Genomic DNA, 26,032 nt, shown 5'->3' with positions numbered 1-26,032 from the left:
GAACCCTAAAGAGCTAGCTGAGCGCTGCGTCGACGGCGCGCTTGGCCATCACCGTGACGAGATGGGCACGGTAGTCGGCTTCGGCGTGGATGTCGGAGGTGAGGCCGTCGGTGTCGATCTTGATCGCCGCGATCGCGGAGGGATCGAAGTTTCGCGACAGCACCTCCTCCATCGGCGGCACCCGGAACACGCCAGAGCCCGCGCCGGTGACGGCGACGCGGACCCCGCCGGCGAACTTCGCGACGAATACGCCCACCAGCGCATAGCGCGAGGCCGGCGCCTTGAACTTGGCGTAGCCCGCCTTGAGCGGCACCGGGAAGCGGATCGCCGTGATGATCTCGCCGGTCACAAGCGCTGTCTCGAACAGGCCGAGGAAGAACTTGTCGGCCGCGATCTCGCGCGCGCTGGTGACGATGGTCGCGCCCAGGCCGAGCACCCCGGCCGGATAATCCGCCGCCGGGTCGTTATTCGCGACCGAGCCGCCGATCGTGCCGCGGCTGCGCACCGCCGGATCGCCGATCATCGAGGCCAGCGCGGCAAGCCCGGGGATTTTTGCCTGCACCAGCTTTGACGCGGCCACCACCGCATGCGGCGTCATCGCGCCGATGGTGATGGTGGCACCGTCATCGGTGATACCCTTCAGGCTGCCGAGTTTGGAAAGATCGACCAGCGCCGTTGGACTGGCCAGCCGCTGCTTCAGCGTCGGGATCAGCGTCATGCCGCCGGCGACGAGCTTGCTGTCCTCGATCGCGATCAGCAACTTTGCGGCGTCGGGAATCTGATCCGGCTGGTGATAGGCAAACGGTTTCATTTGTGGACCTCCCTATTCCGCGGCGACTGGCAGCGATGCGTTCTGAAGCAGGCGCCAAATCCGGTTCGGCGTCGCCGGCATGTCGACATGGGTGACGCCGAGATGCGATAGCGCATCGACCACCGCGTTGATCACAGCGGCCGGTGAGCCGATGGTCCCGACCTCGCCGCAGCCCTTCACGCCCATCGGGGTATGCGTGCAAAGGGTGGAGTGAGTTGCGACCTTCATCATCGGCATGTGGTCGGCTCGCGGCATGCAGTAGTCCATCAGCGAGCCCGACAGCAGCTGGCCGGAGCCTTCGTCATAGACCGCGTTCTCGAACAGCGCCTGGCCGACCCCCTGCACGATGCCGCCGTGCAGCTGGCCCTCGACGATCATCGGGTTGATGACGGTGCCGACGTCGTCCACCGCCGTGTAGTTGACCAGCGTCACCGTGCCCGTCTCCGGATCGACCTCAACCTCGGCGATATGGCAACCGCCGGGATAGGTGAAGTTGACGGGGTCGTAATAGGCCTGCTCTTCGAGCCCGGGCTCCAGCACTTCGAGCGGATAATTGTGCGGCACATAGGCGGCGCCCGCGATCTCCTCGAACGTCTTCATGCGATCCGTGCCGGCGACCGAGAATTGTCCGGCCTCGAACTGGATGTCGACTTCGGCCGCCTCGAGCAGATGGGCGGCGATCTTCTTGCCTTTCGCGACGACCTTGTCGGTCGCCTTCGACAGTGCGGCGCCGCCGACCACCAGCGAGCGCGAGCCGTAGGTGCCCATGCCGAACTGCACGCGATCGGTATCGCCGAACACGATGTCGACATTCTCAAACGACACGCCGAGCTTTTCCGAGACGATTTGCGCAAAAGTCGTCTCGTGGCCCTGGCCGTGGTTATGCGTGCCGATCATGACGGTGACCTGGCCGGTCGGATGCACGCGCACCGTGGCGCTCTCATAGAGGCCGCCGCGCGCGCCCAGCCTGCCCGCGAAGCGCGACGGCGCGAGGCCGCAGGCCTCGACATAGGTCGAATAGCCGAGTCCGCGGAATTTGCCCCTGCGCGCGGATTCCGCCTTGCGGATGCCGAAGTCCTTGACGTCGGCGGCGACCAGCGCGCCGTCGAGGCAGCCAACCGGATCGCCGGAATCGTACTGCACCAGCACCGGGGTCTGATACGGATAGGCCTCCTTCGGGATCATGTTGCGGCGGCGGATCTCCACGCGGTCGATGCCCATCTCGCTGGCGGCGACATCGACGATGCGCTCCAGCACGAAGGTCGCCTCGGGACGGCCGGCACCGCGATAGGCGTCGACCGGAACGGTGTTGGTGAAGACGACCTTCACGTTGCAGTAGATCGCCGGCGTGGTGTAGACGCCGCCGAGCAGCGGGCCGTAGAGATTGGTCGGGATGTTCGGCCCGAAGGTCGAGAGATAGCCGCCCATATTGGCGAGCGTGTTGACGCGGAAGGCGAGAAATTTTCCGGTCTCGTCGAGCGCCAGCTCGGCCTCGGTGACATGATCCCGGCCGTGACGGTCGGACACGTAGCCCTCCGAGCGGCTTGCAACCCATTTGATCGGTCGCATCACGCGCTTGGCGGCCCAGGTGATCACGGCCTCTTCGCCGTAGTGGAACTGCTTGACGCCAAAACCGCCGCCGACATCGGGCGCGACCACGCGCAGCTTGTGCTGGGGGATGTTCAAGACCAGCGCGCCCATCAGGAAGCGCACGACATGCGGGAACTGGCTGGTGGTCCACAGCGTGAAGCGGTCGGTGCCGGGCTCGTATTCGGCGATCGCCGCGCGCGGCTCCATCGGATTGCCGATCAGGCGGTTGTTGACGAGGCTCAGCTTTGCGACATGCGCCGCCTTGCGGAATGCGGTCTCAACCACGGCCTTGTCGCCCAGCTCCCAGTCGCAGCAGATGTTGTTCGGCACGTCGTCGAACAATTGCGGTGCCCCCGGCCGGACCGCTTCGAGCACGCCGACCACGGAAGGCAGCACCTCGTAGTCGACTGTCAGCAGCTCGGCCGCCGCGTTGGCCTGCGCCGGCGTCTCCGCGACGACGAACGCCACCATGTCGCCGACGAAGCGCACCTTGTCCTGCGCCAGCATTGGAAACGGCGGCTCCTTCATCGGCACGCCCTTGGCATCCGAAATGCCCCAGCCGCAGGGCAGCGAGCCCAGCTTGTCGGCCTTGACGTCGTCGCCGGTCAGGACGGCGATGACGCCGGGGGCCGCGAGAGCGGCGCTCTTGTCGATGCCGCGTAGCACCGCGTGGCCGTGCGGCGAGCGCACGAACACGCCGGCGGTCATGCCGGGGCGCTTGATGTCGGAGACGTAATTGCCGCGTCCGGTGAGGAAACGCTGGTCTTCCTTGCGTTTCGGTGACGCACCGATCCCGATCACATTGCCCATGGTCACTCTCCCTTGGCGGCGTTCATGGCGGCTGCGCCGGCCATGACCGAGACGACGATGTTCTGGTAGCCGGTGCAGCGGCAGATATTGCCCTCGAGGCCGTGGCGGACGTCGGCTTCCGTCAGCACCGGCTTTTCGGTGGCAAGCGCCACCGCGGTCATCAGCATGCCGGGCGTGCAGAAACCGCACTGGAGGCCGTGGTGCTCGCGAAACGCTTCCTGCATGGGATGCAATTGGTTCGAGCCAGGCGCGCCTTGCAGGCCTTCGATGGTCAGCAGCGTCGCGCCGTCGAGCGCGGGGGCGAGCAGCGTGCAGCTCTTCACCGGAAGCCCATTGAGGTGCACCACGCAGGCGCCGCACTGGCTGGTGTCGCAACCGATATGGGTGCCGGTCAGGCTGAGCGTCTCGCGCAGGAGCTCGGTCACGAGCGTTGCCGGCTCGACATCGATCGTGGTTGGCCGGCCGTTGAGTGTGAAGGATATCTGCACGGTCATACTCCTGTGCGCGACGGGGCTTTAGGCGAGTGGAAGGGCGCTGCCGGTGGCCCATGTGGCCGTCACGACATCGCCGACGGTGAAGGGATCCGCGAAGAAGATCTTTTCCGGCACGTAGGCCACGAACGCGTCGTCCGGCACCGTGTCGAGCATGACCTTGACGAAATAGCCCTGGTATTCGATCGCGAGCACGCGGCTCGGCAGTGACGTCGTGCAGCCGGGCGGCAAGTCCTTGCCGGACCTGACCAGCACGACATCGTCACGGCGCACGGCGATGTCGACCTGGTCGCCGACGCTAACTGTCGAGCGCGCCTGAAGCGGCACCTCGATGCCGGAGGGAGCGGCCTGCGCCAGCGTGAAGCTCGCGCCGTTGACCTTTTCCACCCGCCCCGACAGCACGTTCTGGCCGCCCATGAACTCGGCCACGTAGCGGTCGTGCGGATGCGCGTAGACATCGCGCGCGGCGCCCGCCTGCTTGATCCTGCCCTGCTCCATCACCACCACGAGATCAGCCAGCGCGATCGCCTCGAGCTGGGTATGGGTGACGTGGATGAAGGTGATGCCGAGCTCCTGCTGCATCCGTCGCAGCTCCTGGCGCATCTGCACCCGGAGCTGCTCGTCCAGCGCGGACAGCGGCTCGTCGAGCAGCAGCACCCGCGGCTCGGTGATTGCCGCGCGCGCCAGCGCCACACGCTGCTGCTGGCCGCCGGAGAGCTGCGCCGGCAGCCGGTCGGCGAATTGCGTCAGACGGACCTTCTCGATCATGGCATCGGCCGCACGCAGGCGATCGGCTTTCGACATGCCGCGCACGCGCAGCGCAAAGGCGATGTTCTCGCGCACGGTCAAATGCGGAAACAGCGCGTAGGACTGGAACATCATCGCGGTGCGCCGCTGCACCGGCGCGAGCCCGACGACGTTCTGGCCCCCGATCACGATCTCGCCCGCGGTCGGATCTTCATGGCCCGCGATCATGCGCAGGATCGTGGTCTTGCCGCAGCCGGACGGCCCGATGAAACAGCAATAGGCGCCGTCCGCGATCTTGAGATTGACGCCGTCGACCACGTAGGTCGCACCGTCAAAGCTCTTGCAGACGCCCGCCAGTTCGATATCGCCGCGATCCTTGTTCATTCCCGGCCTAGCCCTTTGCCCCGCTGCCGCGCTTCTTCTGGATCAGCACGATGCTGCCGAGGCTCGCACCGATGACGATGAAGGAGACGATGGTCGTCACCGTGCCGAGCGCGTAGAGCGACGGCGAAGTGACGTTCAGCGTCATGCTCCAGATCTCCAGCGGCAAGGTGTTGAGCGAGCCCGCCGTCTGCAGGCTGCGCGCGAATTCGTCATAGGACAGCGTGAAGCCGAACAGCGCGACCGCGACCAGGCCAGGCGCCAGCACCGGGATCATCACCAGCCGGATCGACTGCCAGCGGCTGGCGCCCAAATCATAGGCCGCCTCCTCCCAGACATGGTTGAAACGCGACATCACCGCGAACATCACCAGCACGCCGAACGGCAAGGTCCAGGACAGCTGCGCGCCGAGCGCAGAACTATACCAGCTCGCATTCAGCCCGAGCGCCTGGAACAGAAGACCGGTGCCGAGTCCGAGCACGAGGCCCGGCGCAACCAGGCTGCCGATCATCAGGTAGAACACCACGGTGTCGCCGCGGAAGCGCTTGCGGAAACCGAGGCCGGCGAGGAACGAGACCACCACCGTGATGATGGTGACGATGACCGCGAGCTTGATCGAGCGGTCGAACGAGCCCTTGACGTCGCCGGTACGCACCTGGGTGAAGAGATCGACGAACCAGTGCAGCGACTGCCCCTTCATCGGGAACACGAGGCCGCCCCGGATATCCTGGAACGACAGGATGTAGATGCAGAACATCGGGCCGTAGAGCGCCAGCACGTAGAGTGCAAACAACGCCGCGAGCACGTAGAACGTCCAGGGCCGTCCGCCCTTGCTTGGCGCGATTGCCTTGGTGCTCACGGGCGCGACCGTCTTTGGCGTGTCGGTCTTGGACATGTCAGGCTTGGGCAGGTCAGCTTTGGGCATCTCTGCGAGAACAGCGCTCATCGCGTGATCTCCTGCCTGATGTCGACGGTGCGCAGGATCAGCGAGACGATCGCGACCAGCACCAGCGTCAGCAGCACCGCACTTGCCGCCGCGGTCGGATATTGCAGCACGCCGACGTCCTCGTAGAAGGCGCTGACCACCGAGGCCGAACCGCCGCCGGACATCACCTTGACCACGAAGAAGTCACCCATCACGATCGACACCACGAAGATGGTGCCGAGCGCGATGCCGCTCTTGGACATCGGCACCACGATCAGGCGCATGATGTCGAAACGGCTGGCACCCGCATCGATCGCGGCCTCGATCAGTTTCTTGTCGATCCGCGCCATGGAGTTGAAGATCGGCACGATCATGAAGATGGTGAGCTGATGGACATAGGCGATGACCACCGCCAGGTCAGAAAACAGCAGCACCTCCAGCGGCTGGCGGATCACGCCGAGCGCGAGCAGCGTCTGGTTGATCAAGCCTTCCTTGCCGAGCAGCGGGATCCAGGAAATCATCCGGATGATGTTCGAGGTCCAGAACGGCACGGTGCAGAGCAGGAACAGGGCGATCGCGAAAAGCTGGTTGCGAACGTGGAAGACCAGGAAATAGGCGACGAAGAAGCCGATGATGAGCGTGAAGATCCAGGTCAGCACCGTGAACTTGATGGTCGCAAGATACAGCTTCAGCGTCAGCGCCGAGTGCAGCACCTCGACATAGCTTGCGAGGGTGAAGCCCGGCGTCAGCCCGCCAAAACCGTCGGTGGCAAAGAAGCTTGCCGCCAGCACGACCAGGATCGGCGCCATGAAGAACGGCACGAGCACCAGCACAAGCGGCGACACGTAGAGCCAGCCGGCGAGATTGGCGCGTTGTGGAGTTGAACTGGACTGCATGTCGGCGAACGCCTCGAAGTCGGTCTCTTCCGCCGGCACGTCGCCGTGCCGGCGGTCTCGTCAGGTCAGGGAAAGCCGGTTCTAGGCCACCTTGAAGTCGTTCCAGCGCTTGTTCATGTAGGCGGCCTCGTCCATCAGCGTGTTCCAGCACGAGATATTCTTGACGCGGTCGAGGAACGAGCCGCCGTCGCGCTTGGTGCCGGCCTTCTCCATCGGCACGCCGTAGGGATCGTTGACCACCTCCGGTGCCGGCTGGCCCTCGTACCAGAACGCCCATTCGGCCGGGGTGAGGAATTTCTTCGCGGTCGATGGCACCGGGCTGTAATAGCCGTAGCGCGCGACGAAGCCGCCCTGCCAGCCCGACAGGTACCAGTTGAGATATTCGTAGGCCGCGTCGAGCTTCTTGCCGGAGAGATGTTTCATCAGGCCCATGCCGTTGCACCAGCCGCGATAGCCTTCCTTGCCGTTCTTGACATTCACCGGCGCGTAGACGCAGGGAATCTCCTTGACGCGCACGGCGGCAACCGCCGGCGACCACATCGACTGGATCACCACTTCGCCGGCAGCCATCAGCTGCACCGACTGGTCGAAGGTTGTCCAGGTCGCGCGGAACTGCCCCTGCTTCTTCAGCTCGATCAGCTTGTTGCAGGTGAAGTCGATCTCCTCCTTGGTCATGTTGCCCTTGTTGCCGTACTTGATCAGTCCGGCGCTTTCGAAGCAGAGCGCGGCATCCATGATGCCGATGGCGGGCACGTCGAGGATGGCGGCCTTGCCCTTGAACTTGGGATCGATCAGATCCTTCCATTCCGTGACTTGATGGCCGACGAGGTCGGGCCGATAGCCGATCGAGTCGGCGTTGTAGACCTGCGGCAGGAAGGTCGCCCATTCGGTGACGCCGTCGTTCAGATCGGTCGAATCCGGCTTCGCGATATACATCGCCTCGTAGGGCGAGATGCCCTGGCGCGGGATCTTGTGGCCGTCGATCTCGCCCTTGGTGAAGATCGGCAGGATGCTGTCGAACTCCTTGATCTTCTTGACCTCGATACCCTGGATGACGCTGCGCTTGGCGGCAAGCTTGGCCTGCCATCCCTCGAGATCGGCGATATCGACCGTATTAGGCTGGCTAATGAAGCGGTTGATGGCAGCGGAGGTGTCGAGGTTCTGCATCGTCACCTTGAAGCCGAGATCCTTGGCCGCCTGGTCACCGATCGCCTTCACCACCGAATAGGACACGCCGACATGGCGCAGCTCGATGTCCTTGATCTCCTGCGCCCAGATGGTCGGGAATCCGCGGATCGCATCCGAGCCAGCGGCCGCGCCGGCAACGGCAGCGACCCCCTTCAACAGCGTGCGCCGGCTCAGCTTTTTTGTCGACTTGGCGTCCGTTTTGACCTCCGTTCCAGCCGGATTGGAAGTGGATGTCCGCTTATCCTTGTCAAGCATGGCAACCCTCGTTGGCTACAATAAACGCGTCGCACCGATCGGCATTGAGCGGCTGCGATGAGATCAATTGCCCGTGAGGGTATTGGCGGGATTTCGCGAAGTAAAATTGAAGTAAAAATTCGCGATATAAACGCGGCTAATGGATATGGCGGCTGCATTTGCTTTTGGCAGCGCGCGCATAAGAAGGCGTCAGGGCGTGCACACAAGACGGCGCAATCAACGACGGGGGCGGCTTCGCGCTTTGCGTGTGACAGGGGTTGCACTGCTCGTTGCCGCAACCTCATGCGTCGCGGAGGCCGGCGAGCTGGCGATCGTGGCTGCGGAATTGAAAGCGATCGGCACGATCGATCCGCGCTTTCAATCATACAACATTGAGATGGCCGAGGTGATGGGCGGCCGATTCTGGAAGCCGTATCCGCGCACGACACGGCCATTCGATCAGCATGATCGTTACAGCGACAGATCTCCGATCGATCTTGCCAACGCCCGTCTGCGCAGGCTCGCTGCGGCTTTATCGCCGGCGTATCTGCGCGTCAGCGGGACCTGGGCCAATGCGGCGTTCTTCGCCGACGGCGAACAGGCGCCGGCGACACCGCCACCGGGATTCAACGCGGTGCTAGGCCGCTCGCAGTGGCGCGGCATGATCGACTTTGCGCGCGCGGTCGATGCCGAGATCGTCACCTCTTTTGCGGTCAGTGCCGGCTGCCGCGATGCGGACGGCGCGTGGAGGCCGGACCAGGCGCAGCGCCTTGTCGATGAGACGCGATCGCAAGGCAGCCGGATCGCCGCTGCCGAATTCATGAACGAGCCGACGCTGGCAGCGACGAATGGCGCGCCGCCCGGATATGATGCAAAAGCCTACGGCCGCGATTTCAGGATCTTTCGCGCGTGGCTACAACGCGCCGCGCCGGAGACGCTGATCGTCGGCCCCGGTTCGGTCGGCGACTCCGCCGCGCCGTCCGTACCCGGCATACGCACGCGCGATCTGCTCGCGGCGTCAGGCGAAGGAATCGATCGCTTCTCCTACCATCATTACAACGCGGTCTCGGCGCGCTGTGGCGGAAACGACGAGCCGGCGCAGGCGCTCTCGGAACAATGGCTCGCCCGCACTGATGCGACGTTCGCGGTTTATCGCGGCTTGCGCGATCAGTTCGCGCCGGGCAAGCCGATCTGGCTGACCGAAACCGCCGATGCCGCCTGTGGCGGCAACCGCTGGGACAAGACCTTTCTCGACACATTCCGCTATCTCGACCAGCTCGGACGGCTGGCGAAGGCCGGCGTTCAGGTGGTGTTTCACAATACGCTGGCAGCAAGCGATTACGGCCTGCTCGACGAAATCACGTTCCGTCCGCGCCCCGATTATTGGGGCGCGCTGCTCTGGCATCAGCTGATGGGAACGACCGTGCTCGATGCAAGCGCGGCGACGGCGTCGAACCTTCACGTCTACGCACACTGTCATCCCTCAACGCCGGGCGCCGTGACGGTGCTCGCGCTCAATATCTCGCGGAACGCATTCCGCACGATCGTGCTGCCGCTTCCGTCCGAGCGCTACACGTTGCAGGCGGCAAGACTGCAAAGCGCCATGGTGAGATTGAATGGCGCCACACTCGCACTCGCCGACGCGAATGAACTGCCGCGCCTTTCCGGGCAGGCAACGGCGGCCGGCGCGATCCGGCTCGCGCCGGCAACCATCACTTTCCTCACCTTTCCGGGCGCCGCGAACTCCGCGTGCCGATGACGGCGCTCAGGATCTGAGCGAATCCCGCGCCGTCTCCGGCGCCATCAGCGTTGCGATGAGCGTGATGATCGAGAGCGCGATGATGTAGAGCGACACCGGCCAGTACGAGCCGGCCCACGCCAGCAGCGCCGCGGCGATCAGCGGCGAGAAGCCGCCGCTCAGGGCGGCTGCGACATTGGCCCCCAACGAAGCGCCGCTGTAGCGCACCTGAGTGCGAAACAGTTCCGGCATGAACGCCGCCTTTGGTCCGAACAGCAGTGCATGGGTCAGCGTCATCGTCACGACGAGCGCCATCGTGATCAGCGCCGGCTCCCTGGTGTCGAGGAACCAGAACAGCGGAAACGCCAGCGCCACCGAGAACACGCCGCCGGCGAGATACAGCGCCTTGCGGCCAAAGATGTCGGACAGCCAGCCGGCGAGCGGCAGCGTCGCGAACTCGACGATCGCGGCATAGACCACCGCATTGAGGATCACCTGGCGCGGCAGGCCGAGCTTCGTCGTGGCATAGACCACCGTGAAGACGGTGAGGAGATAAGCGAGCCCGACTTCGGACACCGTGATGCCGATCGCCAGCAGAAAACTGCGCCAGTCGCGGCGGATTACCTCCCACACCGGCTGCGCCAGCACCTCCTTGCGCTCCACCACCTCCTTGAAATGCGGCGTCTCGGCGAGCTTGAGCCGCACGATGAGGCCGACGCCAACGAGCAGAATGCTGATCAGGAACGGCACGCGCCAGCCCCAGCTCAGGAAATCCGATTCGGGCAGTTGCGTCATCAAGCCGAAGATGCCGGTCGAGGCGGCAACACCGACCGGAAAACCGATCTGCACCAGGCTGCCGTAAAAGCCGCGGCGGTCGCCCGCATGTTCGGCCACCATCACCACCGCGCCGCTCCATTCGCCACCAAGCCCGATGCCCTGAATGAAGCGCAGGCACACGAGCAGAATCGGCGCCCAGACGCCGATCTGGCTATAGGTCGGCAGGCAGCCGATCAGGAACGTGCCAAGCCCCATCGCGATCATGGTCGCGACCAGCATGGTCTTGCGCCCGAGCCGGTCGCCATAATGCCCGATGATGGCGCCGCCGATCGGCCTTGCGACGAAGCCGACCGCATAGGTCGAGAACGCCGCCAAGGTCCCGACGACAGGATCGAAACTCGGAAAGAACAGCTTGTTCAGCACGAGCGCAGCCGCCGTGCCGTAGATCAGGAAATCGTACCACTCGATCGCGGTGCCAAGCGCGCTCGCCCACACCACATGCGCCGTCGTCGCTTTCTCCGCCGCCGCAGAGACCGTCATTGCTGCCGTCATGTGATGCCCCCAACATTCCGGAGAGCATCATGGCCAATCGCGGTCGCGGTTGCAACCTCCGGCGGTGTTGAACGTACCGTATCACACCACCAGAGATCTGCGCCCGCCTGCATCAACCCCCGTCATTGCGAGCGAAGCGAAGCAATCCAGAATCTTGCCGCGGAGACAGTCTGGATTTGTTTCGTCGCAAGGGCTCCTCGCAATGACGGGTGTTGAAGCAATTCCGACCCGTCTCCCCGAAGTCCCCTGCAATCGCCCCTACTTCACGGGCACCGTGTAGTTCAGGATCAGCCGGCCACCGTCGGGATAGATGGTCTGGCCGGTGATATAGGAGGCATCATCGCTGGCGAGGAACGCCACCACGGACGCGACCTCGCTCGGCTCGCCGCCTCGGCCGATCGGGGTGCGCGACAAGACGTTCCTGCGTGCATCCTCCGAGGTGTAGATCGCCGATGCCACCATGTCGGTCAAAATCGTACCCGGCCCGACCGCGACGACGCGAATGTTGTGGGGAGCAAGCGCCACAGCCGCCACCGAGGTCAGCTGCTTCATGCCGCCCTTGGAGATGGCGTAGGTCGCAAGCGTGGGAATTGCCAGCAGCGCATTCACCGAGGACATGTTGATGATGACCCCGCCGCCGCCTTGCGCGATCATTTGCCTCGCCGCCGCCTGCACCCCGAAGAACGCGCCCTTCAGATTGATGGCGATGACGTCGTCGAAATCCTGCTCGGAAATGTCCAGGATGTCCTGGTTGCGCGCGACGCCGGCATTGTTGACCATGATGTCGAGCCGGCCGAACTCCTTGGCGGCTGTCGCAACGATCTGATCGACGTCAGCCCGCCTGGCAACATTGCCGGGGACGACGCGCAAGGCATCCGGCCGTCCCAGCTCGGCGGCCGTCGCGGCAAGGCCTTCGGCATCGACATCGGAGATGACGACCTTGACACCGTCGTCGAGGAATCGCTTCGCGCAGGCCTTGCCGATGCCGCGTGCCGCGCCGGTGATGGCGGCGACCTTGCCGGATAGTTTCATGGGTCTCACTCCAGAATAGTTGCTTGCGGCGAACCTATTCGGGGCACGAGCCTCAGTTCAAGCCGCCGCAAATCCGAGATGAGCACGGAACCGGCTCTTCATAAAGGCGGCTTCGCGCGAAGGCAGGTGAGATCGCAGAGGTGCCCGTTGCAGCGCCCTCTCCCCTTGTGAGAGGTCATTACCGCAGGTTGACACGAACTCACTAGGGTGAGGGGTATGTCTCCGCACATTCAGGCCCATCGCAGGCGCGGAGAGAGACCCTCATCCGGCGCTTCGCGCCACCTTCTCCCACAAGGGGAGAAGGGAAGAGCTTCAATTCGCAGACCGCGCCATGGCCGGCATATAAATCTGCGCGTAGCCTTCCTTGATTGCCGACGTAATGCGATCGAGCCGGCGGTCGATGTGCTTTTCCAGCACCGAGACGCAAGCGGCCTCGTCACGCGCCTTCAATCCTTCGAGGACGGCGCGGTGCTCGGCTTGCGTGTTGGAGCGGTTGCTGCGGTCCATGTCGATCCAACGCACGAAACGAATCCGGGCGTTGACGTTGCGCAGCACGCGCAGCATCTCGGCATTGTCAGACATCGCCATCAGCTGTTCGTGAAACGTCTCGTCCAGCTCGACCAGCTCGACCGATGAGCGCTCGCCGGGATCGGGGCCGGTGGCCTCGAGGAATCTCAACAGCGCGTCGATGTGCTCGTCCCTGGCGCTTGATGGCAAGGCGGATCGAGGCGACCTCGATCGACTTGCGCAGCTCGTAGAGATCGAAGATCTCGTGGGCGTCGAGCTCGCGGCAGAAAAAGCCCTTGCCGGGCGTGAAGCGCAGAAAGCCCTCGGTGTTGAGCCGATTGAGAGCTTCGCGCAGCGGCGTGCGGCTGACGCCGAGACGCTTTGCCAGCTCACCTTCGTTGAGTCGCTCGCCCGGCTTGAACTCGTAGCTCACGGCCATGGCCTTGAGCTGTTCATAGACGCGGTCGACGATGCTGTCGGAAGGGAGTTCCAGGTGCTTGTTCATAGGCAGCTTCTCGACCCCTAGCCGAACCGGCGCGGCCGCAGTCCGGCATGAAACCACGTGATCATCGAATAGATATCATAAACCGGCAGCCCGACCTCGGCCTGCAAGGCGGCGGCATAAGGCGGCATGTTGGTGCATTCCAGCACGATCGCGCCGACGTCCGGATTTTTGCCGACGAGTTGCTTGCCGGCTTCGACGACGTCGCGCTCGGCCTGCGCGATGTCCATGTCGTCCTTCTCGGCCTTGATCAGGACGCGGAAGAATTCCTTGCCGTTCTCGGTGCCGGCCAGCGGCGTGTCGAGCGGCACGCCGGCGCCTTCGAGATGGGCTGGCGTCAAGGTCGCGCCCGACACCGTGACCAGACCGACGCGCTTGCCCGGCGGCAAGGTCGCCTGCACCCACGGCACCTGCATCAGCGACGAGGTCGCAACCGGTACGCCGACCGCAGCCGCGATCTCCTTCTGGAACAGCGAGAGGAAGCCGCAATTGGTGGTAATGGCCTCGGCACCCAGGCGCACCAGATCCTTCGCCGCATCGATGAAATCAGGCAGCAGACCGGCCGCGCCCTTCAGCACCACCTTCTCCGGCGAAGCGCCGCTCACGACGCGATAAAGCACGGGGAACGGCCAGGTGGTGCCGTTGCCCATGTCGCCGGGAATGCGGGGGAAGCGCGCCTCCAGCATCAAGATGCCGAGCGGCGCGCCGTAGATGGCCTTGCCGCCACGGGCGATGCGGGAGGGTGCGTTGGCTGGAGTGGTCATGGTGCGATCTCAGAGGAAGCGGGTCGGTGCGAACGGCGCGAGCGAAATCTCCGGCTGCTTGCCGCTCAGGAGTTGCGCGACCAGACGGCCGGTACGGGCCGAGCCGACCAGGCCGACATGGCCATGGCCGAAGGCATAGACGATGTCGCGCGAGGCGCGCGCGTAGCCGATGCAGGGCCGGCCGTCGGGCATGCTCGGGCGATGACCGAACCAGGTTTTGATGCGGGAGGCCGGGATGTCCTTCGGCAGCTTCGGGAACATGCCCAGGAGCTTGTCGCGCAAGATCTCTGCGCGCTTCCAGTTCGGCTCAGCTTCGAGGCCGGCGATCTCGACGGTGCCGGCGGCACGCAGGCCCTTGTCGGTCCAGTTCACCACCATCTTCGCATCCGACGCCATCATCGAGCTGCGCGGACCGGACTCCGGATGCTCGATCATGACGTGATAGCCGCGCTCGGTTTCCAGCGGCAGCGGATCGCCGAGCGATGCGGTGAGCCGGTTCGAATGGGCGCCGGCCGCGACCACGGCGGCATCGCAACGAATCTCGCCGCTCTCGGTGACGACGGCGACGAGCTTGTCGCCATCGAGCCTGAACCCTGTTGCCTTGGCGCGGATGAGCTGCGCACCGCTCGCCAGCGCATGCTGGGCGAGCGCGGCAACATAAGCGCCGGGATCGCGGCAGCGGCCTGCCTCCTCCACTACCACGGCAAAGGTGTAGCGCGGGTGCAGCTCGGGCTCGCGCTGACGGATTTCGTCGGCATTGAGCTCGAGCCATTCGACGCCGACCTTCCTGCGCAACCGCCAGCCGAGATCATGGTCGAAATTGCCGCGCGAGGGGAACACGTGCATCACGCCGTTGCGCTCGATCAGCTCGGGCACGCCCGCTTCTTGCGCGAGTGTCCTGTGCAGCAGAGGCGCGTCCTTCAGGAGACCGCGCAGCGCGAACGCGGTCTTCTCGACCCGCGCCTCGGTCCAGCCCGAGAGCAGGTACTTGATCAGCCAGGGCAACGCCGTCGGCAGATAGGACCAGCGGATCGCGAGCGGGCCGAGCGGGTCCATCAGATAACCCGGCACCTTCTTCCAGATGCCGGGTTCGGCCGGCGGGATCACCGAATGCGACGACAGCCAGCCGGCATTGCCGTAGCTCGCCGCCTGCTCGCCGCCGGGCTCGCCCGCGTCGATCAGCGTGACGCGATGGCCCTCGCGCAGCGCCTCGATCGCGCTGATCACGCCGACGGCGCCGGCTCCGATGATGGCGACGTAGCGGCCGGTCGGCATCAGCCTGCTTTCACCGCGGGCGCAAAGTCCTTGCTGACCGAGATCGCGCGCGGATCGATGATGCAATGCAGGATCGACGGCTTGCCCGAGGCAAGCGCACGCTCGAACGCCGGCGCGAATTGTTCGGTGCGCTCGACGCGCTCGCCATGGCCGCCGAATGCTTTTGCGTACATCGCGAAATCCGGGTTCTTGAGCTGGGTGCCGACGACGCGGCCGGGATAGTCGCGCTCCTGGTGCATGCGGATGGTGCCGTATTGAGAATTGTCGACGATGATGACGACCAGCGGCGCGTCATACTGAACGGCGGTCGCGAATTCCTGGCCGTTCATCAGGAAGCAGCCGTCACCGGCGAAGGCGACCACGGTGCGATCCGGATATTGCCGTTTCGCCAGCACCGCCGCCGGCACGCCATAGCCCATCGAGCCCGAGGTCGGCGCGAGCTGCGCCGCAAAGCTGTGAAAGCGGTGATGCCGATGGATCCAGCCGGCATAATTGCCAGCGCCGTTGCAGACGATCGCATCCTTCGGCAGGCGGTCGCGCAGCCAGGTCATGATCTGCCCGTACTGGAATGCGCCCGGCAACTCGCGCGCTTTCTCGGTCCAGGCCAGATAATCAGCATGCGCCCTGGCCGCCTCGCCCTTCCACGCGATCGCGCCGGCGGGCTTCAGCGTCTCCACGGCGGCGACGAACGCAGCCGGCGTTGCCTGGATCGCAAGCTCCGGCTGGTAGATGCGGCCGAGCTCTTCCGAGCCCGGATGCACGTGAATCAACTTCTGCCGCGGCGTCGGAATATCGAGCAGCGTGTAGGACGACGACGGCATCTCCGACATGCGGCCGCCGATCAGAACAATGAGGTCGGCGCCGTCGACGCGCGCCTTCAGGCCCGGGCTCGGCCCGATGCCGAGATCGCCGGCATAGTGCGAGTGATCGGCATCGATCAGCGACGCCCGGCGGAACGAGGTCGCGACCGGCAGGTCGAACCGCTCGGCGAACCCCGCGATGCTCTTCGTCGCCTCATCGGTCCAGCGCGAGCCGCCGAGAATCACCAGCGGCGCCTTCGCGCTCGCAAGCATGGCGCCGACGCGTTCGATGTCGGCAGGTGCGGGCCAGCTCACCGCCGGCTCGATGCGCATGGCGTCGGCCACGGCTGCGGTCTCGGTCAGCATGTTCTCGGGCAGTGCGATCACCACGGGACCCGGACGGCCCTGCATCGCGACGCGGAACGCGCGCGCGACCAATTCCGGAATGCGCTCGGGGCGATCGATCTCGACCGCCCATTTCGCCATGCTGCCGAACACCGCCTTATAGTCGAGCTCCTGGAATGCCTCGCGCTCGCGCATGCCGGTATCGACCTGGCCGACGAACAGGATCATCGGCGTCGAATCCTGCATGGCGATGTGGACGCCGTGGCTGGCATTGGTCGCGCCGGGGCCACGGGTGACGAAGCAGATTCCGGGCCGGCCCGTGAGCTTGCCATAGGCTTCCGCCATCATCGCGGCACCACCTTCGGCGCGGCAGATCATGACGTCGATCGGGCTGTCATGCAGCGCATCGAGTGCTGCGAGATAGCTCTCGCCGGGCACGCAGGTGACGCGCTCAACACCTTGCGCGACCAGCTGGTCGATCAGGATCTGGCCCCCGGTGCGGCTGTTGCGACTAGTCATGACAATTCCTCACACAAGTTTTGTTCGAGGTGGCGTAGGACAGGCGAACAGCTTTTCAGTGAAGGCGGCAAGCGCCATCATTGCGTCGACGAAAAGGGCGCGCACCACTTTCTTTCATCTTTCAGCTGAAGAAAATACTGTCCTGCATTTTATCCTGAATACAAGAATAGTCCAGACGCCGGGCTGAATCTCTTCAGGAGCAAGTGGGTGGAGATTCAGTTCTGACCGACGGCAAAGCATCGCGGTGAGACGGGCGGCCCGCGCGCGAGAGCATGGCGAAATCAGATTTGACTGCTTGCCACAGCGGAGGTGCTCTCCCTCCCCCGCTTGCGGCGAGGTGTGGTCTCTCAGGAGTTTGTCCGCGTTGGGTCAAGCGGCCACATCCCGGACTTCCACGCGCAAGTCTGCCTTACCCGTGAAACTCGAGATCCCGCGCCCTAGTCCCGCGACACGCGCGGCTTCGAGGGCGTGGCGTTGGCCGGCGTGTGGAAGTCCAGCCGCGCACGGTTCTCTTCGCGCACGCCGGATTGATCACCGAACTCGACATAGTTTTGCGCGTCCTGCTTCCATTGCGGCCATGGCGTCGCCGGCGTGGCGGGATTGCCGGTGCGCGCGAACGCGACCAGCGTATCCATCATGCGGTCGGATAGCGTGCGGTCGAACTCGGTCCAGACCCGCGTTGTGCGGAACTTGTTGAAGGCGTCCTGGGTGCCGAACCAGTAGGGCACATCGGATGTGTGATAAGCGCCAATCTTCTGCGGACTGTCGAAGAACGCGACACCGGGCGCGAACGGATGCACGCGCGAGAACATGTACATGTAGAACGGCGCCTTGCCGGTCTTGGCTTGCGCGACGGCCCAGTTGCGCGTGCCGATCTCAACCAGCCCTTCGCGCGCGGCGAGCACGCCCATGGCTTTGGCCTCGCCGTCGGTCCTGGCGGGATAGAGCGAGAGGAAGCGATCGGCCTGCTCGCCATAGAGTTTTCGCGCAGCCGCGACATAGGCGTCGCGCGTCCCTGCCGTGCGCAAATCATTCGAGCTTTCGTCACTGGTAAAGCCAGCCACGGTGGCGACGTCGTTCTGCTTCCCGGCAGCAAAGATGTTCGGCACGGTATCCGGCAGCACGTAACCGTCGATATCGGGCGTGACCGCGATGGTCCCGGCGCAGCCGAGCTGGCAGTCCTTCTGGATCGCCAGAATCTTGTCGGCCTGGATCAGCCGCATCTCGGCCAGCGAGGCCGCGCCGAGGGCCGACTGCACGTCGAGCCCGATCTTCTCGGCCGCCGGCAGCGCCGGGAATTTGAAGCGGTTGTCGAACAGGCTGAGACTCATCGCAAAGCCGCGATTGAAAAGGCCCTTCGCCAGCGGGCTCGCCTCGAGCGCCGACACCGACATGGCACCGGCCGATTGCCCGGTGATGGTGACGTTGTCGGGATCGCCGCCGAATTGCGCGACGTTGCGTTTGACCCATTGCAGGGCCGCGACCTGGTCCATCAGGCCGTAATTGCCGGAAGCGTGGTTCGGCGATTCCGCGCTCAGCTCGGGATGGGCGAGATTGCCCAGGATGCCGACGCGATAGTTGAAGCTGACGAAGATCGTGCCCTTCTTCGCAACATTCTCGCCGTCATACATCGCCATGCCGCTGGAGCCGAGCGTGAAGCCGCCGCCATAAATCCAGACCACGACCGGCAGCTTCGCTCCCGCCTTGGCGTCGGCGCTCGCCCAGATGTTCAGATACAGGCAGTCCTCGCTGATCGCCTCCTCGCCGAAATAATGATTGAGGTTGTGCCGGCGCAACACCTGGATGCATTCCGGCGCCAGCCGGTCGGCGTGATAGACGCCTTTCCACGGCTCGACATTTTGCGGCGCGCGCCAGCGCAGATCACCAACCGGCGGCGCGGCAAAGGGAAGGCCGAAATAGGCTTTCACGCCCGACGATAAAACCTTGCCGGAAACGGCGCCGGAATCGATGCTGACGGGATCTCCGGGAACGGGCGTCGCGACGATCTGCGCCGCGGCGGGCGAATGCGTCAGCAGCGCGACTACAACAAGGAGCGAGACGATCGAACCGCGTGCGCCGTTGGTGTTCAGGATGCTCATCCGGCCTCCCTCATCTTGTTCTTGTCGTTGCTGCTCAGGCTGAGTTCCGCCCACAGGCGGAAGCGCGGCCCCTGATTCAGAGGAATAACATGAAACGGCTGACCGAAAATTGCGAGCGGCTCCTCGCCCGTTTCGAACCGCGGCCAGACTTCCGCAGCATCCGGTCTGCCGGTCGTCACGAAACGCAACAGCGTTGATTGGAACCGTGCCGCGACGTCGATGTCGGCCGGCGTCATCGGCCCGCCCTTGCGTTTCAGGATCGGACGATCGATGAACGCGGGCAGATGCGCCCAGAGGCAGGCATTGTCGGCGCCGTGAGTTGGTCCCTGCGACTGAAACGGCTGCAGCGCGGGGCGATGATCGAACCGGCTCAGCCACACTGCGCCGCCGGCGGCTGCATGATGCCGCGCGAGATCGGCCATCGGACGGTGCCAGAACGCATCCGACAGCAGCGCCTCGTACGGGTCCTCGTCGAGGCGCGCCGTGGCGCGATAACAATCCAGCAGCCGTTCCCAGCCGGCATCGCCGAATGCGGCGCGCACGTTGCGCTCGGTGGTGCGGATCATCGCGGCCGGCGGAGTGCTCTTCAAGAACATCACCATCTCGTCGCGGCAGGAGCCGAGCCAGAGCGGAATGTCGCGCAAGCTGCCATCGGCAATGACATCGCGTGGCTCGCGCGGGATCACGGCGCCATCGAGCACCGGGCCGAACACGCTGCCTGAGGCGGTCTCGTCGGCGAGCCTGCGGCCGACTTTCTCGACCGCCGCGAACAGCTGCGGCAACGGCATGGACGCGATCGCGGCGCTGTCGTGCTCAAGCCCGAGCTCGGCCAGCACACGGCGCGCGACGTCATCGGCATGATCGGCGCTCAGGATGTTTCGTCCGGGCGCACTCAGCGCGAGGGCGCGGATGAACTTGCCGCGGGCCTGCTTCAGGGTTGCCAGCGCAATCAGCATGGAGGCGCCGGCTGATTGGCCCGACAGCGTCACCGCGCCCGGATCGCCGCCGAAATTCGCGATGTTGGCGTGCACCCAGTCGAGCGCAGCGAGCGCATCCGAGATGGCGAGGTTGTTGGCCTGGTCCAGCCCGTGGCGATGCAGTTGCAGGAAGCCGAGCGGGCCGAGCCGGTAGTTGATGGTGACGATCACGGCTGGGCCATGCGTGGCGAGGAAGCCGCCGTCATAATCGGCGCCGCCGCCAGTGACGAAAGCGCCGCCATGGATGAAGAACAGCACCGGCAGCGGGCAATCGCCCCCCGCCGGCGTCCAGATGTTCAGGCTGAGGCAGGACTCCTCGAGCGCATGATCGAGATACCCGGGCTGCGGCGCAAAACCGCCGAAGTCCGTGCAGCGGCGCGGCTCCGTCCACGCGGGGGGCGGTGTTGCTTTGGCAAACCGCCGGGCGGTCGCGAACGGAATGCCCTTGAAGGCGCGGACCGCCCCCTGCTCGACGCCGAGAATCGGCCCGTTAGTGGTCGGAACTGCGTTGGTCAGCATGCGAACGGTCCTGTGTTTCGCTCAAGCGCGCCGCTTGCCGAGATCGCCGATGTCGACCTTGTGAGTTTCGCGCGCGGTTGCCGCGGCCGCGGCCGAGATGACGCAGCAGCAGGCCACGAAGATCGCAACCGGGATCCAGCCATTGGGGCCCTCGCGGACCAGGCTCGCGCTCACCAGCGGCGTGAAGCCGGCGGCGAGGAAGCCAAGCTGGGTGCCGATCGCGGTGCCGGAATAGCGCACCCGCGCCTCGAACATCTCGGCATAGAACGACGGCCAGATCGCGTTCGGCGCGGCATAGACGACGCCGGACAGGATCATCGCCGCGGCAAAGATCGCGATGGTGTTGCCCGAGGTGATCAGCATGAAGTACGGGAACAGCAGCACGGCGCAGCCGAGCACGCCGCCGATGAACACCGGCTTGCGGCCGATCTTGTCGGCGAGCAGCGCCCACAAGGGCTGGGTGATCAGCGCCGTGACGTTGCCGAGCACGCCGGCCCACAGCATGATCGGACGCGCGACGCCAAACTTGCTGGTGGCGTAACCGAGCGTGAACACGGCGGTCATGGTGCTGACGGTTGCGATCAGCGCGCAGGTGATCACACGCAGCACGTCCGGCCAGTAGTTGCGCAGCAGCATCACGACGGGGAAGCGCGCGACCTGCGCCTTGTCCTTGATGTCTTCGAACACCGGCGTTTCCGGCATCGTCCGCCGCACCAGATAGGCGACCAGCAGCACCAGAGCAGAGAGCAGGAACGGAATGCGCCAGCCCCAGCTCAGCAATTGATCTTCCGGCATGCTGGCGATGGGAATGAACACCAGCGTCGCCAGGATCGCGCCGGCCTGCGTGCCGCTCAAGGTCCAGCTCGTGAAGAAGGCGCGGTTGGAGTTGGCGGAATGCTCCAGCGTCAGCGAGTTCGCCCCGCTCTGCTCGCCGGCGGCCGAGAGGCCCTGCAACAGGCGCAGCAGGGTCAGGACGACAGGCGCGGCGTTGCCGATCGTCTTGGCATCCGGCAGCAGCCCGATCGCAAGCGTGGAGCAACCCATCACCACCAGCGTGAACAGGAGCACCGTCTTGCGGCCGATGCGGTCGCCGAAATGGCCGAGGATGACGGCGCCGACGGGACGCGCGATGTAGCCGATGCCGAAGGAGAGCAGCGCGAGCAGCGTCCCTGTCGACGGATCGACATTGGCAAAGAACACTTTTGGAAAGATCAGCGCGGCCGCGGTGCCGTAGATGAAGAAGTCGTAGTATTCAAGCATGCTGCCGACGAAGCTGACGAGCGCCGCGCGCTTCGGCAGCATGCCAGGTGTAGCCTCCGCAGTGGACGGCGCGTGCAGCGATGCGATTGAGGTCGAGCTCATGACATTCCTCCCCGTGTACAATGTCGGCGGCGGCTCGCTGCTGGTCGTCCGGCCGTGCGCGAGTTTTTTGCTTTTGGTTGCCGCAACCTTGGTTTCCATCCATAATGTACGAACTAGTACGTTTATGCAAGCCGCGCTTGGAGGACGTCGGATTGAACGAAATTTGCCTTCACCTTCAGGGTGATCCATAGAAACCGGCGGGAGAAATTGTGATGCTCAAGCGCATGCCGCCCCGATCGAAGCGCACCAACGACCCCGAGCGCACCCGGCGCGACATCCTCGAAGTGGCGATGGCCGAATTCGCCTCGGAAGGCTATTCCGGCGCCCGCGTCGACGCGATCGCGGCACGGACGCGCACTTCGAAGCGGATGATCTATTATTATTTCGGCGGCAAGGAGCAGCTCTATCTTGCGGTGCTGGAGGAGGCCTATCGCAGCATCCGCGCGCTCGAGGAGCAGCTCGACATCGCCAGCTGCGACGCGCGCGAGGGCCTGCGCCGGCTGATCGAGGCGACCTTCGACCATGACGAGCGCAATCCCAACTTCATCCGCCTCGTCAGCATCGAGAATATCCACCACGGCAAGCACCTGAAGCAGAATTTGCAGCTGCGCCAGCTCAACGCCAGCGTCATCGCGACGCTCGACGGCATCCTCACACGCGGCCGCAGCGAAGGCGCCTTCCGCGACGACGTCGACGCCATCGATCTGCATCTGGCCATCTCCTCCTACTGCTTCTTCCGTGTCGCCAACCGCCACACCTTCGGCGCCCTGTTCGACCGCGACCTCAGCGAACCCAGGGCGCTGGCGAGAAGCAGGACGCAGATCGTGGAGATGATCTTGGCGTGGCTGACGAAGGTGTGAGGAAGCGGTGCGCACCAAACACTCGCTGTCGTCCTGGCGAAGGCCAGGACCCATACCGCGAGGTGTATCCCGCGGAAATCGATCCTAGTACCGAACGATGATTCTTCGCCAAATTCCTCCCTGTGGTTATGGGTCCCGGCCTTCGCCGGGACGACAGCGGGGAGACATTTGCGCGCAACTACCTCAACATCGTCATTGCGAGCTTGCGCTACGCCGCCGGCCCGATTGCGGCATCAGCGAGTGCCTTCAAGGTCGCGAAATGGAAGTCCGGCTTGGTCAGCGTCTCGACGGCCGGCGTACCGCCGAAGCCGGCCATGCCCTGGCGCCGTTCGATCCAGCACACCTTGTAGCCGAGCTTGCGCGCGATCCCGATGTCGTGGTGCTGGCTCTGCGCGACATGCAGGATGTCGGACTGCTTGTAGCCGAACGCCGACTGCCGGCCCTTGTTGTAGGCGAAGAACTCCGGGTTTGGTTTTGCAACGCCGGTCTCGTCGGCGCACACCGTGTCGTCAAAGGGATCGCCGAGCGCGTGCGCATAGCAGGACAACGCGACACGATCGGCATTGGTCATCGCGACCAGACGGAATTTCGAGCGCAGGCGCTTCAGGGCCTCGATCGAATCCGGGAAGGGACCCCAGCGCAACACCGAAAGCTGGAACACGTCGCATGACGCGTCGTCCGCAGGCAGCCCGAGCTCCTTGGCGAGATGACGGTAGACGTGGAACATCACCTCACTCGAACGCTCATGGTGCTTGTCGCGGCCGCGCTTGTAGGCTTCGAAAATCTTGTCGTCGCCGAGTTCGGCCGGTGACCGACCGGAAATCTTCCGCACCGCGGCGAGCACACCGCTCTCGAAATCGATCAAGGTGCCGACGACGTCGAAGGTGAGAACCTTGAAATTGCTGAACGAGGCTGGGGAGGACATTTTGGTTCTTCTCTCGGTTGGAAAGGCTGCACGCTAGTCGCCCGCCTGGGGATCGCTTGAGCTGGCATATCTCACTGCACGCCATAAGCTTCCTTAATAGACAGCTTTTGGCGCACTCACGCTTCACCGCGCGCACTGCAGCCAGCCTTCTGCCGAAGACCCTGTGTTTAAGCTGTCGAGCGGATGACACCAGACTTGGCAAAACTCGGCAATTGCCAAATTCTCACCTGGCTCATAACATGGCGTTATGCCCGAGCTACGCCGAATGCTGCCCTCCAGTAATGCCCTGTTCGTCTTCGACGCGGCGGCGCGCAACGGCAGCTTCACGGCAGCGGCGGCCGAATTGAACGTCACGCAGCCCGCGGTGAGCCGGATGCTCGGACAGCTCGAGGAGCATCTCGGCGTGCGCCTGTTCGACCGCGCCGCAGGCCGCGCGGTGCTGACCGAGGACGGCGAGCTCCTGTATCGCCGCGTGCTCGACGGCTTCCGCAGCATCGAGAGCGGGCTCCTCGAGATCGAGCGGCGCCGCAAGGGCACCGAGACGGTGACACTATCGGTCTCCTCCGCCTTCACCACGCATTGGCTGATGCCGCGTATCGACAAGCTGCAGCGGCAGTTTCCGCAAGTCGATTTGCGTTTCCAACTGATCTCCGGCGCGCTGCGCGGACCGGTGGAGAATGTCGATCTCGGCATGCGCTTCCGCGACCGCGAAGAGCCGTCGTCCGGCGGCACGCTGGTCATGAAGGAAGTCATGCTGCCAATGTGCAGCCCTGCCTATCTCGGCGAGACCGATCCAGCCGAGGGCAACATTATCATTCGTCTCGCCGAGGCGCCTGGCGACTGGGCCGCGGACTATCCGTCGTTTCTCACGAAACGCCGCGGCTCGGCCAAGGCGCTGAGCTTCACAGATTACGCCGTCGTGATGCAGGCCGCCCTACTCGGCCAGGGCATCGCGCTCGGCTGGCTGACGGTGGCGTCGCACTGGCTGCTGACCGGCGCGCTGGTGCCGGCGTCCGAGACGCTCACAACCACGCAGCGCATCTGCGAATTCCTGCCGCCGCGCAATCGGCCGATGCGGCCGATCGCCGCCGAGATCCGCGACTGGATCCTCGCGCAGATGCAGAATCGAGATCGCGGCGATCGACCGGCTCTATCCGAAACTCGGCGCGATGGCCGCGTGCTATTGATGCCCGATCGCGCGGATGGCGCCGCGCAGCTCGGCGAGACCGCGCAGGCGGCCGATCGCGGTGTAGCCGGGATTGATGCGCTTGGTCGCGGCAAGATCGTCGAGCATGCGGTGGCCGTGATCGGGCCGGAAGACGATCTGCCGGTCGGGCGCGCGCCGCGCGTTCTCTTTCAGCAGCGCCCTCAGCACGGCGATCATGTCGACGTCGCCATCGAGATGATCGGACTCGTAGAAGGACAGGCCATCCACCTCGCGCTTGGTGGCGCGCAGATGCGCAAACGCGATGCGCGGGCCGAAGCGTTCGGCCATCTCAGGCAGATTGTTGCTGGCGCGGACTCCGAGCGAGCCTGTGCACAGGCAGATGCCGTTGGCTTTTGACGGCACGGCGTCGAACAGCGCCTGATAGTCGTCGGCGGTGGAGGCGACACGCGGCAGGCCAAACAGCGACCGCGGCGGATCGTCCGGATGCAGCGTCAAGGACACGCCAAGCTGCTCGGCGACCGGCGCGACACGGCCGAGGAATTCGGCGAGATGCTTCCGCAGGATCGTTGGCGTGATGTCGCGATACTGCTCCAGCCGGTCCCGGAATTGAGGAATGGTCATCGGTTCGGTGGTCGATCCCGGCAGCGCGCTGGCGATGGCCATGATGAGGTAGTCGATATCGGCCTGGCTCATCTGCTCGAACAGCTTTTTGGCACGCGCCTGCTGTTCGGTCGAATATTCCTGCATTGCGGCCGGGCGCTTCAGGATGTGCAGTTCGAAGGCGGCGAAGCGGTCCTGGTCGAAGCGCATGGCGCGAGCGCCGTTCGGCAATTCCCATTCGAGATCGGTGCGGCACCAGTCGACCACCGGCATGAAATTGTAGCAGATGATCTTGATGCCGGAAGCGGCCACCGCCTCCAGGCTTGCGATCCAGGCGTCGATCGACTGCGTCGCTTTACGCCCCAATCGCTTGACGTCGTCGGGGATCGGAATCGATTCCACCACCGACCAGGTCAGCCGCGAGCGGCCGGGGGGACCGTTCTCGATGAAGTTCTTGCGTTCTTCAACGGCCTTGCGTGTCCAGGCTTCGCCGATCGGCACCTGATGCAGCGCCGAGACGATATCCGTTGCGCCGGCCTGCCTGACGTCATCCAAGGACACCGGATCATCCGGCCCATACCAGCGCCATCCCTCTAGCATAATGCGCGTTCTCCTGGAGCGTTTTCGAGCGAAGTGGA

General features: G+C 64.7%; 21 protein-coding genes and 1 pseudogene. 3 read left to right on the top strand and 19 right to left on the bottom strand.

All coding sequences use genetic code 11. From position 1 onward, the window contains the following. Positions 1-13: 13 nt before the first annotated feature. The 7 genes from AB8Z38_RS31960 to AB8Z38_RS31930 all read right to left on the bottom strand — a co-directional run bounded on the left by AB8Z38_RS31960 (position 14) and on the right by AB8Z38_RS31930 (position 8,094). The gene (locus tag AB8Z38_RS31960; RefSeq protein WP_369721573.1) at positions 14-811 is read right to left on the bottom strand and encodes a xanthine dehydrogenase family protein subunit M; all 798 of its coding nucleotides are present in this window, start codon (positions 809-811) and stop codon (positions 14-16) included. Positions 812-823: 12 nt separating this feature from the next. Next, the gene (locus AB8Z38_RS31955; protein WP_369721572.1) at positions 824-3,211 is read right to left on the bottom strand and encodes a xanthine dehydrogenase family protein molybdopterin-binding subunit; all 2,388 of its coding nucleotides are present in this window, start codon (positions 3,209-3,211) and stop codon (positions 824-826) included. 2 nt (positions 3,212-3,213) lie between these two features. Next, entirely contained in the window at positions 3,214-3,705 is a 492-nt protein-coding gene (locus tag AB8Z38_RS31950) for a (2Fe-2S)-binding protein (RefSeq protein WP_369721571.1), read from the bottom strand. Between the two features lie 21 nt (positions 3,706-3,726). Beyond that, complete coding sequence (locus tag AB8Z38_RS31945) at positions 3,727-4,833, bottom strand: ABC transporter ATP-binding protein (protein WP_369721570.1); 1,107 nt, start codon at positions 4,831-4,833, stop codon at positions 3,727-3,729. A gap of 7 nt (positions 4,834-4,840) precedes the next feature. Next, a complete protein-coding gene (locus tag AB8Z38_RS31940; protein ID WP_369721569.1) occupies positions 4,841-5,776 on the bottom strand; it encodes an ABC transporter permease in 936 nt (311 codons plus the stop codon). Continuing rightward, a complete protein-coding gene (locus tag AB8Z38_RS31935) occupies positions 5,773-6,651 on the bottom strand; it encodes an ABC transporter permease (RefSeq protein WP_369726657.1) in 879 nt (292 codons plus the stop codon). The genes AB8Z38_RS31940 and AB8Z38_RS31935 overlap by 4 nt, the downstream gene beginning before the upstream one ends. An 81-nt stretch (positions 6,652-6,732) precedes the next feature. After that, the gene (locus tag AB8Z38_RS31930; protein WP_369721568.1) at positions 6,733-8,094 is read right to left on the bottom strand and encodes a PotD/PotF family extracellular solute-binding protein; all 1,362 of its coding nucleotides are present in this window, start codon (positions 8,092-8,094) and stop codon (positions 6,733-6,735) included. Positions 8,095-8,341: 247 nt separating this feature from the next. Here AB8Z38_RS31930 and AB8Z38_RS31925 point away from each other — a divergent pair, with 247 nt between their 5' ends. Next, the gene (locus tag AB8Z38_RS31925; RefSeq protein ID WP_369721567.1) at positions 8,342-9,832 is read left to right on the top strand and encodes a hypothetical protein; all 1,491 of its coding nucleotides are present in this window, start codon (positions 8,342-8,344) and stop codon (positions 9,830-9,832) included. Between the two features lie 6 nt (positions 9,833-9,838). Here the strand turns inward: AB8Z38_RS31925 and AB8Z38_RS31920 are convergent, their stop codons facing one another. The 10 genes from AB8Z38_RS31920 to AB8Z38_RS31875 form a co-directional block, all read right to left on the bottom strand. Further along, entirely contained in the window at positions 9,839-11,140 is a 1,302-nt protein-coding gene (locus AB8Z38_RS31920; protein ID WP_369721566.1) for an MFS transporter, read from the bottom strand. 258 nt (positions 11,141-11,398) lie between these two features. Continuing rightward, positions 11,399-12,172 (bottom strand): SDR family NAD(P)-dependent oxidoreductase, encoded by a 774-nt coding sequence (locus tag AB8Z38_RS31915; RefSeq protein ID WP_369721565.1) that lies wholly within the window; start codon positions 12,170-12,172, stop codon positions 11,399-11,401. A gap of 312 nt (positions 12,173-12,484) precedes the next feature. Next, complete coding sequence (locus AB8Z38_RS31910; protein WP_369721564.1) at positions 12,485-12,850, bottom strand: FCD domain-containing protein; 366 nt, start codon at positions 12,848-12,850, stop codon at positions 12,485-12,487. Then, positions 12,747-13,184: a GntR family transcriptional regulator gene (locus AB8Z38_RS31905; protein WP_369721563.1), complete on the bottom strand. Its 438-nt coding sequence runs from the start codon at positions 13,182-13,184 to the stop codon at positions 12,747-12,749. The genes AB8Z38_RS31910 and AB8Z38_RS31905 overlap by 104 nt, the downstream gene beginning before the upstream one ends. A 17-nt stretch (positions 13,185-13,201) precedes the next feature. Beyond that, positions 13,202-13,945, bottom strand: a complete 744-nt coding sequence (locus tag AB8Z38_RS31900) for an aspartate/glutamate racemase family protein (RefSeq protein WP_369721562.1) — start codon at positions 13,943-13,945, stop codon at positions 13,202-13,204. A 9-nt stretch (positions 13,946-13,954) separates the two neighbouring features. Then, entirely contained in the window at positions 13,955-15,220 is a 1,266-nt protein-coding gene (locus tag AB8Z38_RS31895) for an NAD(P)/FAD-dependent oxidoreductase (protein WP_369721561.1), read from the bottom strand. Then, complete coding sequence (locus AB8Z38_RS31890) at positions 15,220-16,884, bottom strand: thiamine pyrophosphate-binding protein (protein WP_369721560.1); 1,665 nt, start codon at positions 16,882-16,884, stop codon at positions 15,220-15,222. The genes AB8Z38_RS31895 and AB8Z38_RS31890 overlap by 1 nt, the downstream gene beginning before the upstream one ends. 437 nt (positions 16,885-17,321) lie before the next feature. Next, positions 17,322-18,983 carry a carboxylesterase/lipase family protein gene (locus AB8Z38_RS31885; RefSeq protein WP_369721559.1) on the bottom strand — a complete coding sequence of 554 codons (1,662 nt, stop codon included), beginning with the start codon at positions 18,981-18,983 and terminating at the stop codon, positions 17,322-17,324. Continuing rightward, positions 18,980-20,479: a carboxylesterase family protein gene (locus tag AB8Z38_RS31880; protein ID WP_369721558.1), complete on the bottom strand. Its 1,500-nt coding sequence runs from the start codon at positions 20,477-20,479 to the stop codon at positions 18,980-18,982. Before AB8Z38_RS31880 ends, AB8Z38_RS31885 begins: the two co-directional genes overlap by 4 nt. Positions 20,480-20,500: 21 nt before the next feature. Further along, on the bottom strand, positions 20,501-21,841 hold the full coding sequence (locus tag AB8Z38_RS31875) for an MFS transporter (protein WP_369721557.1): 1,341 nt from the start codon (positions 21,839-21,841) through the stop codon (positions 20,501-20,503). Between the two features lie 212 nt (positions 21,842-22,053). On the opposite strand from AB8Z38_RS31875, the gene AB8Z38_RS31870 reads away from it, so the two are divergent. Further along, positions 22,054-22,701 carry a TetR/AcrR family transcriptional regulator gene (locus AB8Z38_RS31870; protein ID WP_369721556.1) on the top strand — a complete coding sequence of 216 codons (648 nt, stop codon included), beginning with the start codon at positions 22,054-22,056 and terminating at the stop codon, positions 22,699-22,701. A 208-nt stretch (positions 22,702-22,909) separates the two neighbouring features. Here the strand turns inward: AB8Z38_RS31870 and AB8Z38_RS31865 are convergent, their stop codons facing one another. After that, complete coding sequence (locus AB8Z38_RS31865) at positions 22,910-23,626, bottom strand: HAD family hydrolase (protein WP_369721555.1); 717 nt, start codon at positions 23,624-23,626, stop codon at positions 22,910-22,912. Between the two features lie 247 nt (positions 23,627-23,873). Between AB8Z38_RS31865 and AB8Z38_RS31860 the strand changes: the two are divergent. Further along, a pseudogene (locus tag AB8Z38_RS31860) lies at positions 23,874-24,813 on the top strand (LysR family transcriptional regulator). Here AB8Z38_RS31860 and uxuA read toward each other — a convergent pair. Further along, positions 24,807-25,994: a mannonate dehydratase gene (gene uxuA, locus AB8Z38_RS31855; RefSeq protein ID WP_369721554.1), complete on the bottom strand. Its 1,188-nt coding sequence runs from the start codon at positions 25,992-25,994 to the stop codon at positions 24,807-24,809. The pseudogene AB8Z38_RS31860 and the gene uxuA overlap by 7 nt on opposite strands. Positions 25,995-26,032 lie beyond the last annotated feature (38 nt).

The organism is Bradyrhizobium sp. LLZ17 (genome assembly GCF_041200145.1).
In the GTDB taxonomy this organism is placed as follows: domain Bacteria; phylum Pseudomonadota; class Alphaproteobacteria; order Rhizobiales; family Xanthobacteraceae; genus Bradyrhizobium.
Note: the sequence above shows the minus strand (reverse complement) of the source record. Positions and strands in the feature narration are given on the sequence as shown.

Bases quoted from the DNA above. Each gene is read 5' to 3' on its own strand.
- AB8Z38_RS31960 (WP_369721573.1), bottom strand. From the start codon at position 811: ATGAAACCGTTTGCCTATCACCAGCCGGATCAGATTCCCGACGCCGCA.
- AB8Z38_RS31955 (WP_369721572.1), bottom strand. From the start codon at position 3,211: ATGGGCAATGTGATCGGGATCGGTGCGTCACCGAAACGCAAGGAAGAC.
- AB8Z38_RS31950 (WP_369721571.1), bottom strand. From the start codon at position 3,705: ATGACCGTGCAGATATCCTTCACACTCAACGGCCGGCCAACCACGATC.
- AB8Z38_RS31945 (WP_369721570.1), bottom strand. From the start codon at position 4,833: ATGAACAAGGATCGCGGCGATATCGAACTGGCGGGCGTCTGCAAGAGC.
- AB8Z38_RS31940 (WP_369721569.1), bottom strand. From the start codon at position 5,776: ATGAGCGCTGTTCTCGCAGAGATGCCCAAAGCTGACCTGCCCAAGCCT.
- AB8Z38_RS31935 (WP_369726657.1), bottom strand. From the start codon at position 6,651: ATGCAGTCCAGTTCAACTCCACAACGCGCCAATCTCGCCGGCTGGCTC.
- AB8Z38_RS31930 (WP_369721568.1), bottom strand. From the start codon at position 8,094: ATGCTTGACAAGGATAAGCGGACATCCACTTCCAATCCGGCTGGAACG.
- AB8Z38_RS31920 (WP_369721566.1), bottom strand. From the start codon at position 11,140: ATGACGGCAGCAATGACGGTCTCTGCGGCGGCGGAGAAAGCGACGACG.
- AB8Z38_RS31915 (WP_369721565.1), bottom strand. From the start codon at position 12,172: ATGAAACTATCCGGCAAGGTCGCCGCCATCACCGGCGCGGCACGCGGC.
- AB8Z38_RS31905 (WP_369721563.1), bottom strand. From the start codon at position 13,184: ATGAACAAGCACCTGGAACTCCCTTCCGACAGCATCGTCGACCGCGTC.
- AB8Z38_RS31900 (WP_369721562.1), bottom strand. From the start codon at position 13,945: ATGACCACTCCAGCCAACGCACCCTCCCGCATCGCCCGTGGCGGCAAG.
- AB8Z38_RS31895 (WP_369721561.1), bottom strand. From the start codon at position 15,220: ATGCCGACCGGCCGCTACGTCGCCATCATCGGAGCCGGCGCCGTCGGC.
- AB8Z38_RS31890 (WP_369721560.1), bottom strand. From the start codon at position 16,884: ATGACTAGTCGCAACAGCCGCACCGGGGGCCAGATCCTGATCGACCAG.
- AB8Z38_RS31885 (WP_369721559.1), bottom strand. From the start codon at position 18,983: ATGAGCATCCTGAACACCAACGGCGCACGCGGTTCGATCGTCTCGCTC.
- AB8Z38_RS31880 (WP_369721558.1), bottom strand. From the start codon at position 20,479: ATGCTGACCAACGCAGTTCCGACCACTAACGGGCCGATTCTCGGCGTC.
- AB8Z38_RS31875 (WP_369721557.1), bottom strand. From the start codon at position 21,841: ATGAGCTCGACCTCAATCGCATCGCTGCACGCGCCGTCCACTGCGGAG.
- AB8Z38_RS31870 (WP_369721556.1), top strand. From the start codon at position 22,054: ATGCTCAAGCGCATGCCGCCCCGATCGAAGCGCACCAACGACCCCGAG.
- AB8Z38_RS31865 (WP_369721555.1), bottom strand. From the start codon at position 23,626: ATGTCCTCCCCAGCCTCGTTCAGCAATTTCAAGGTTCTCACCTTCGAC.
- uxuA (WP_369721554.1), bottom strand. From the start codon at position 25,994: ATGCTAGAGGGATGGCGCTGGTATGGGCCGGATGATCCGGTGTCCTTG.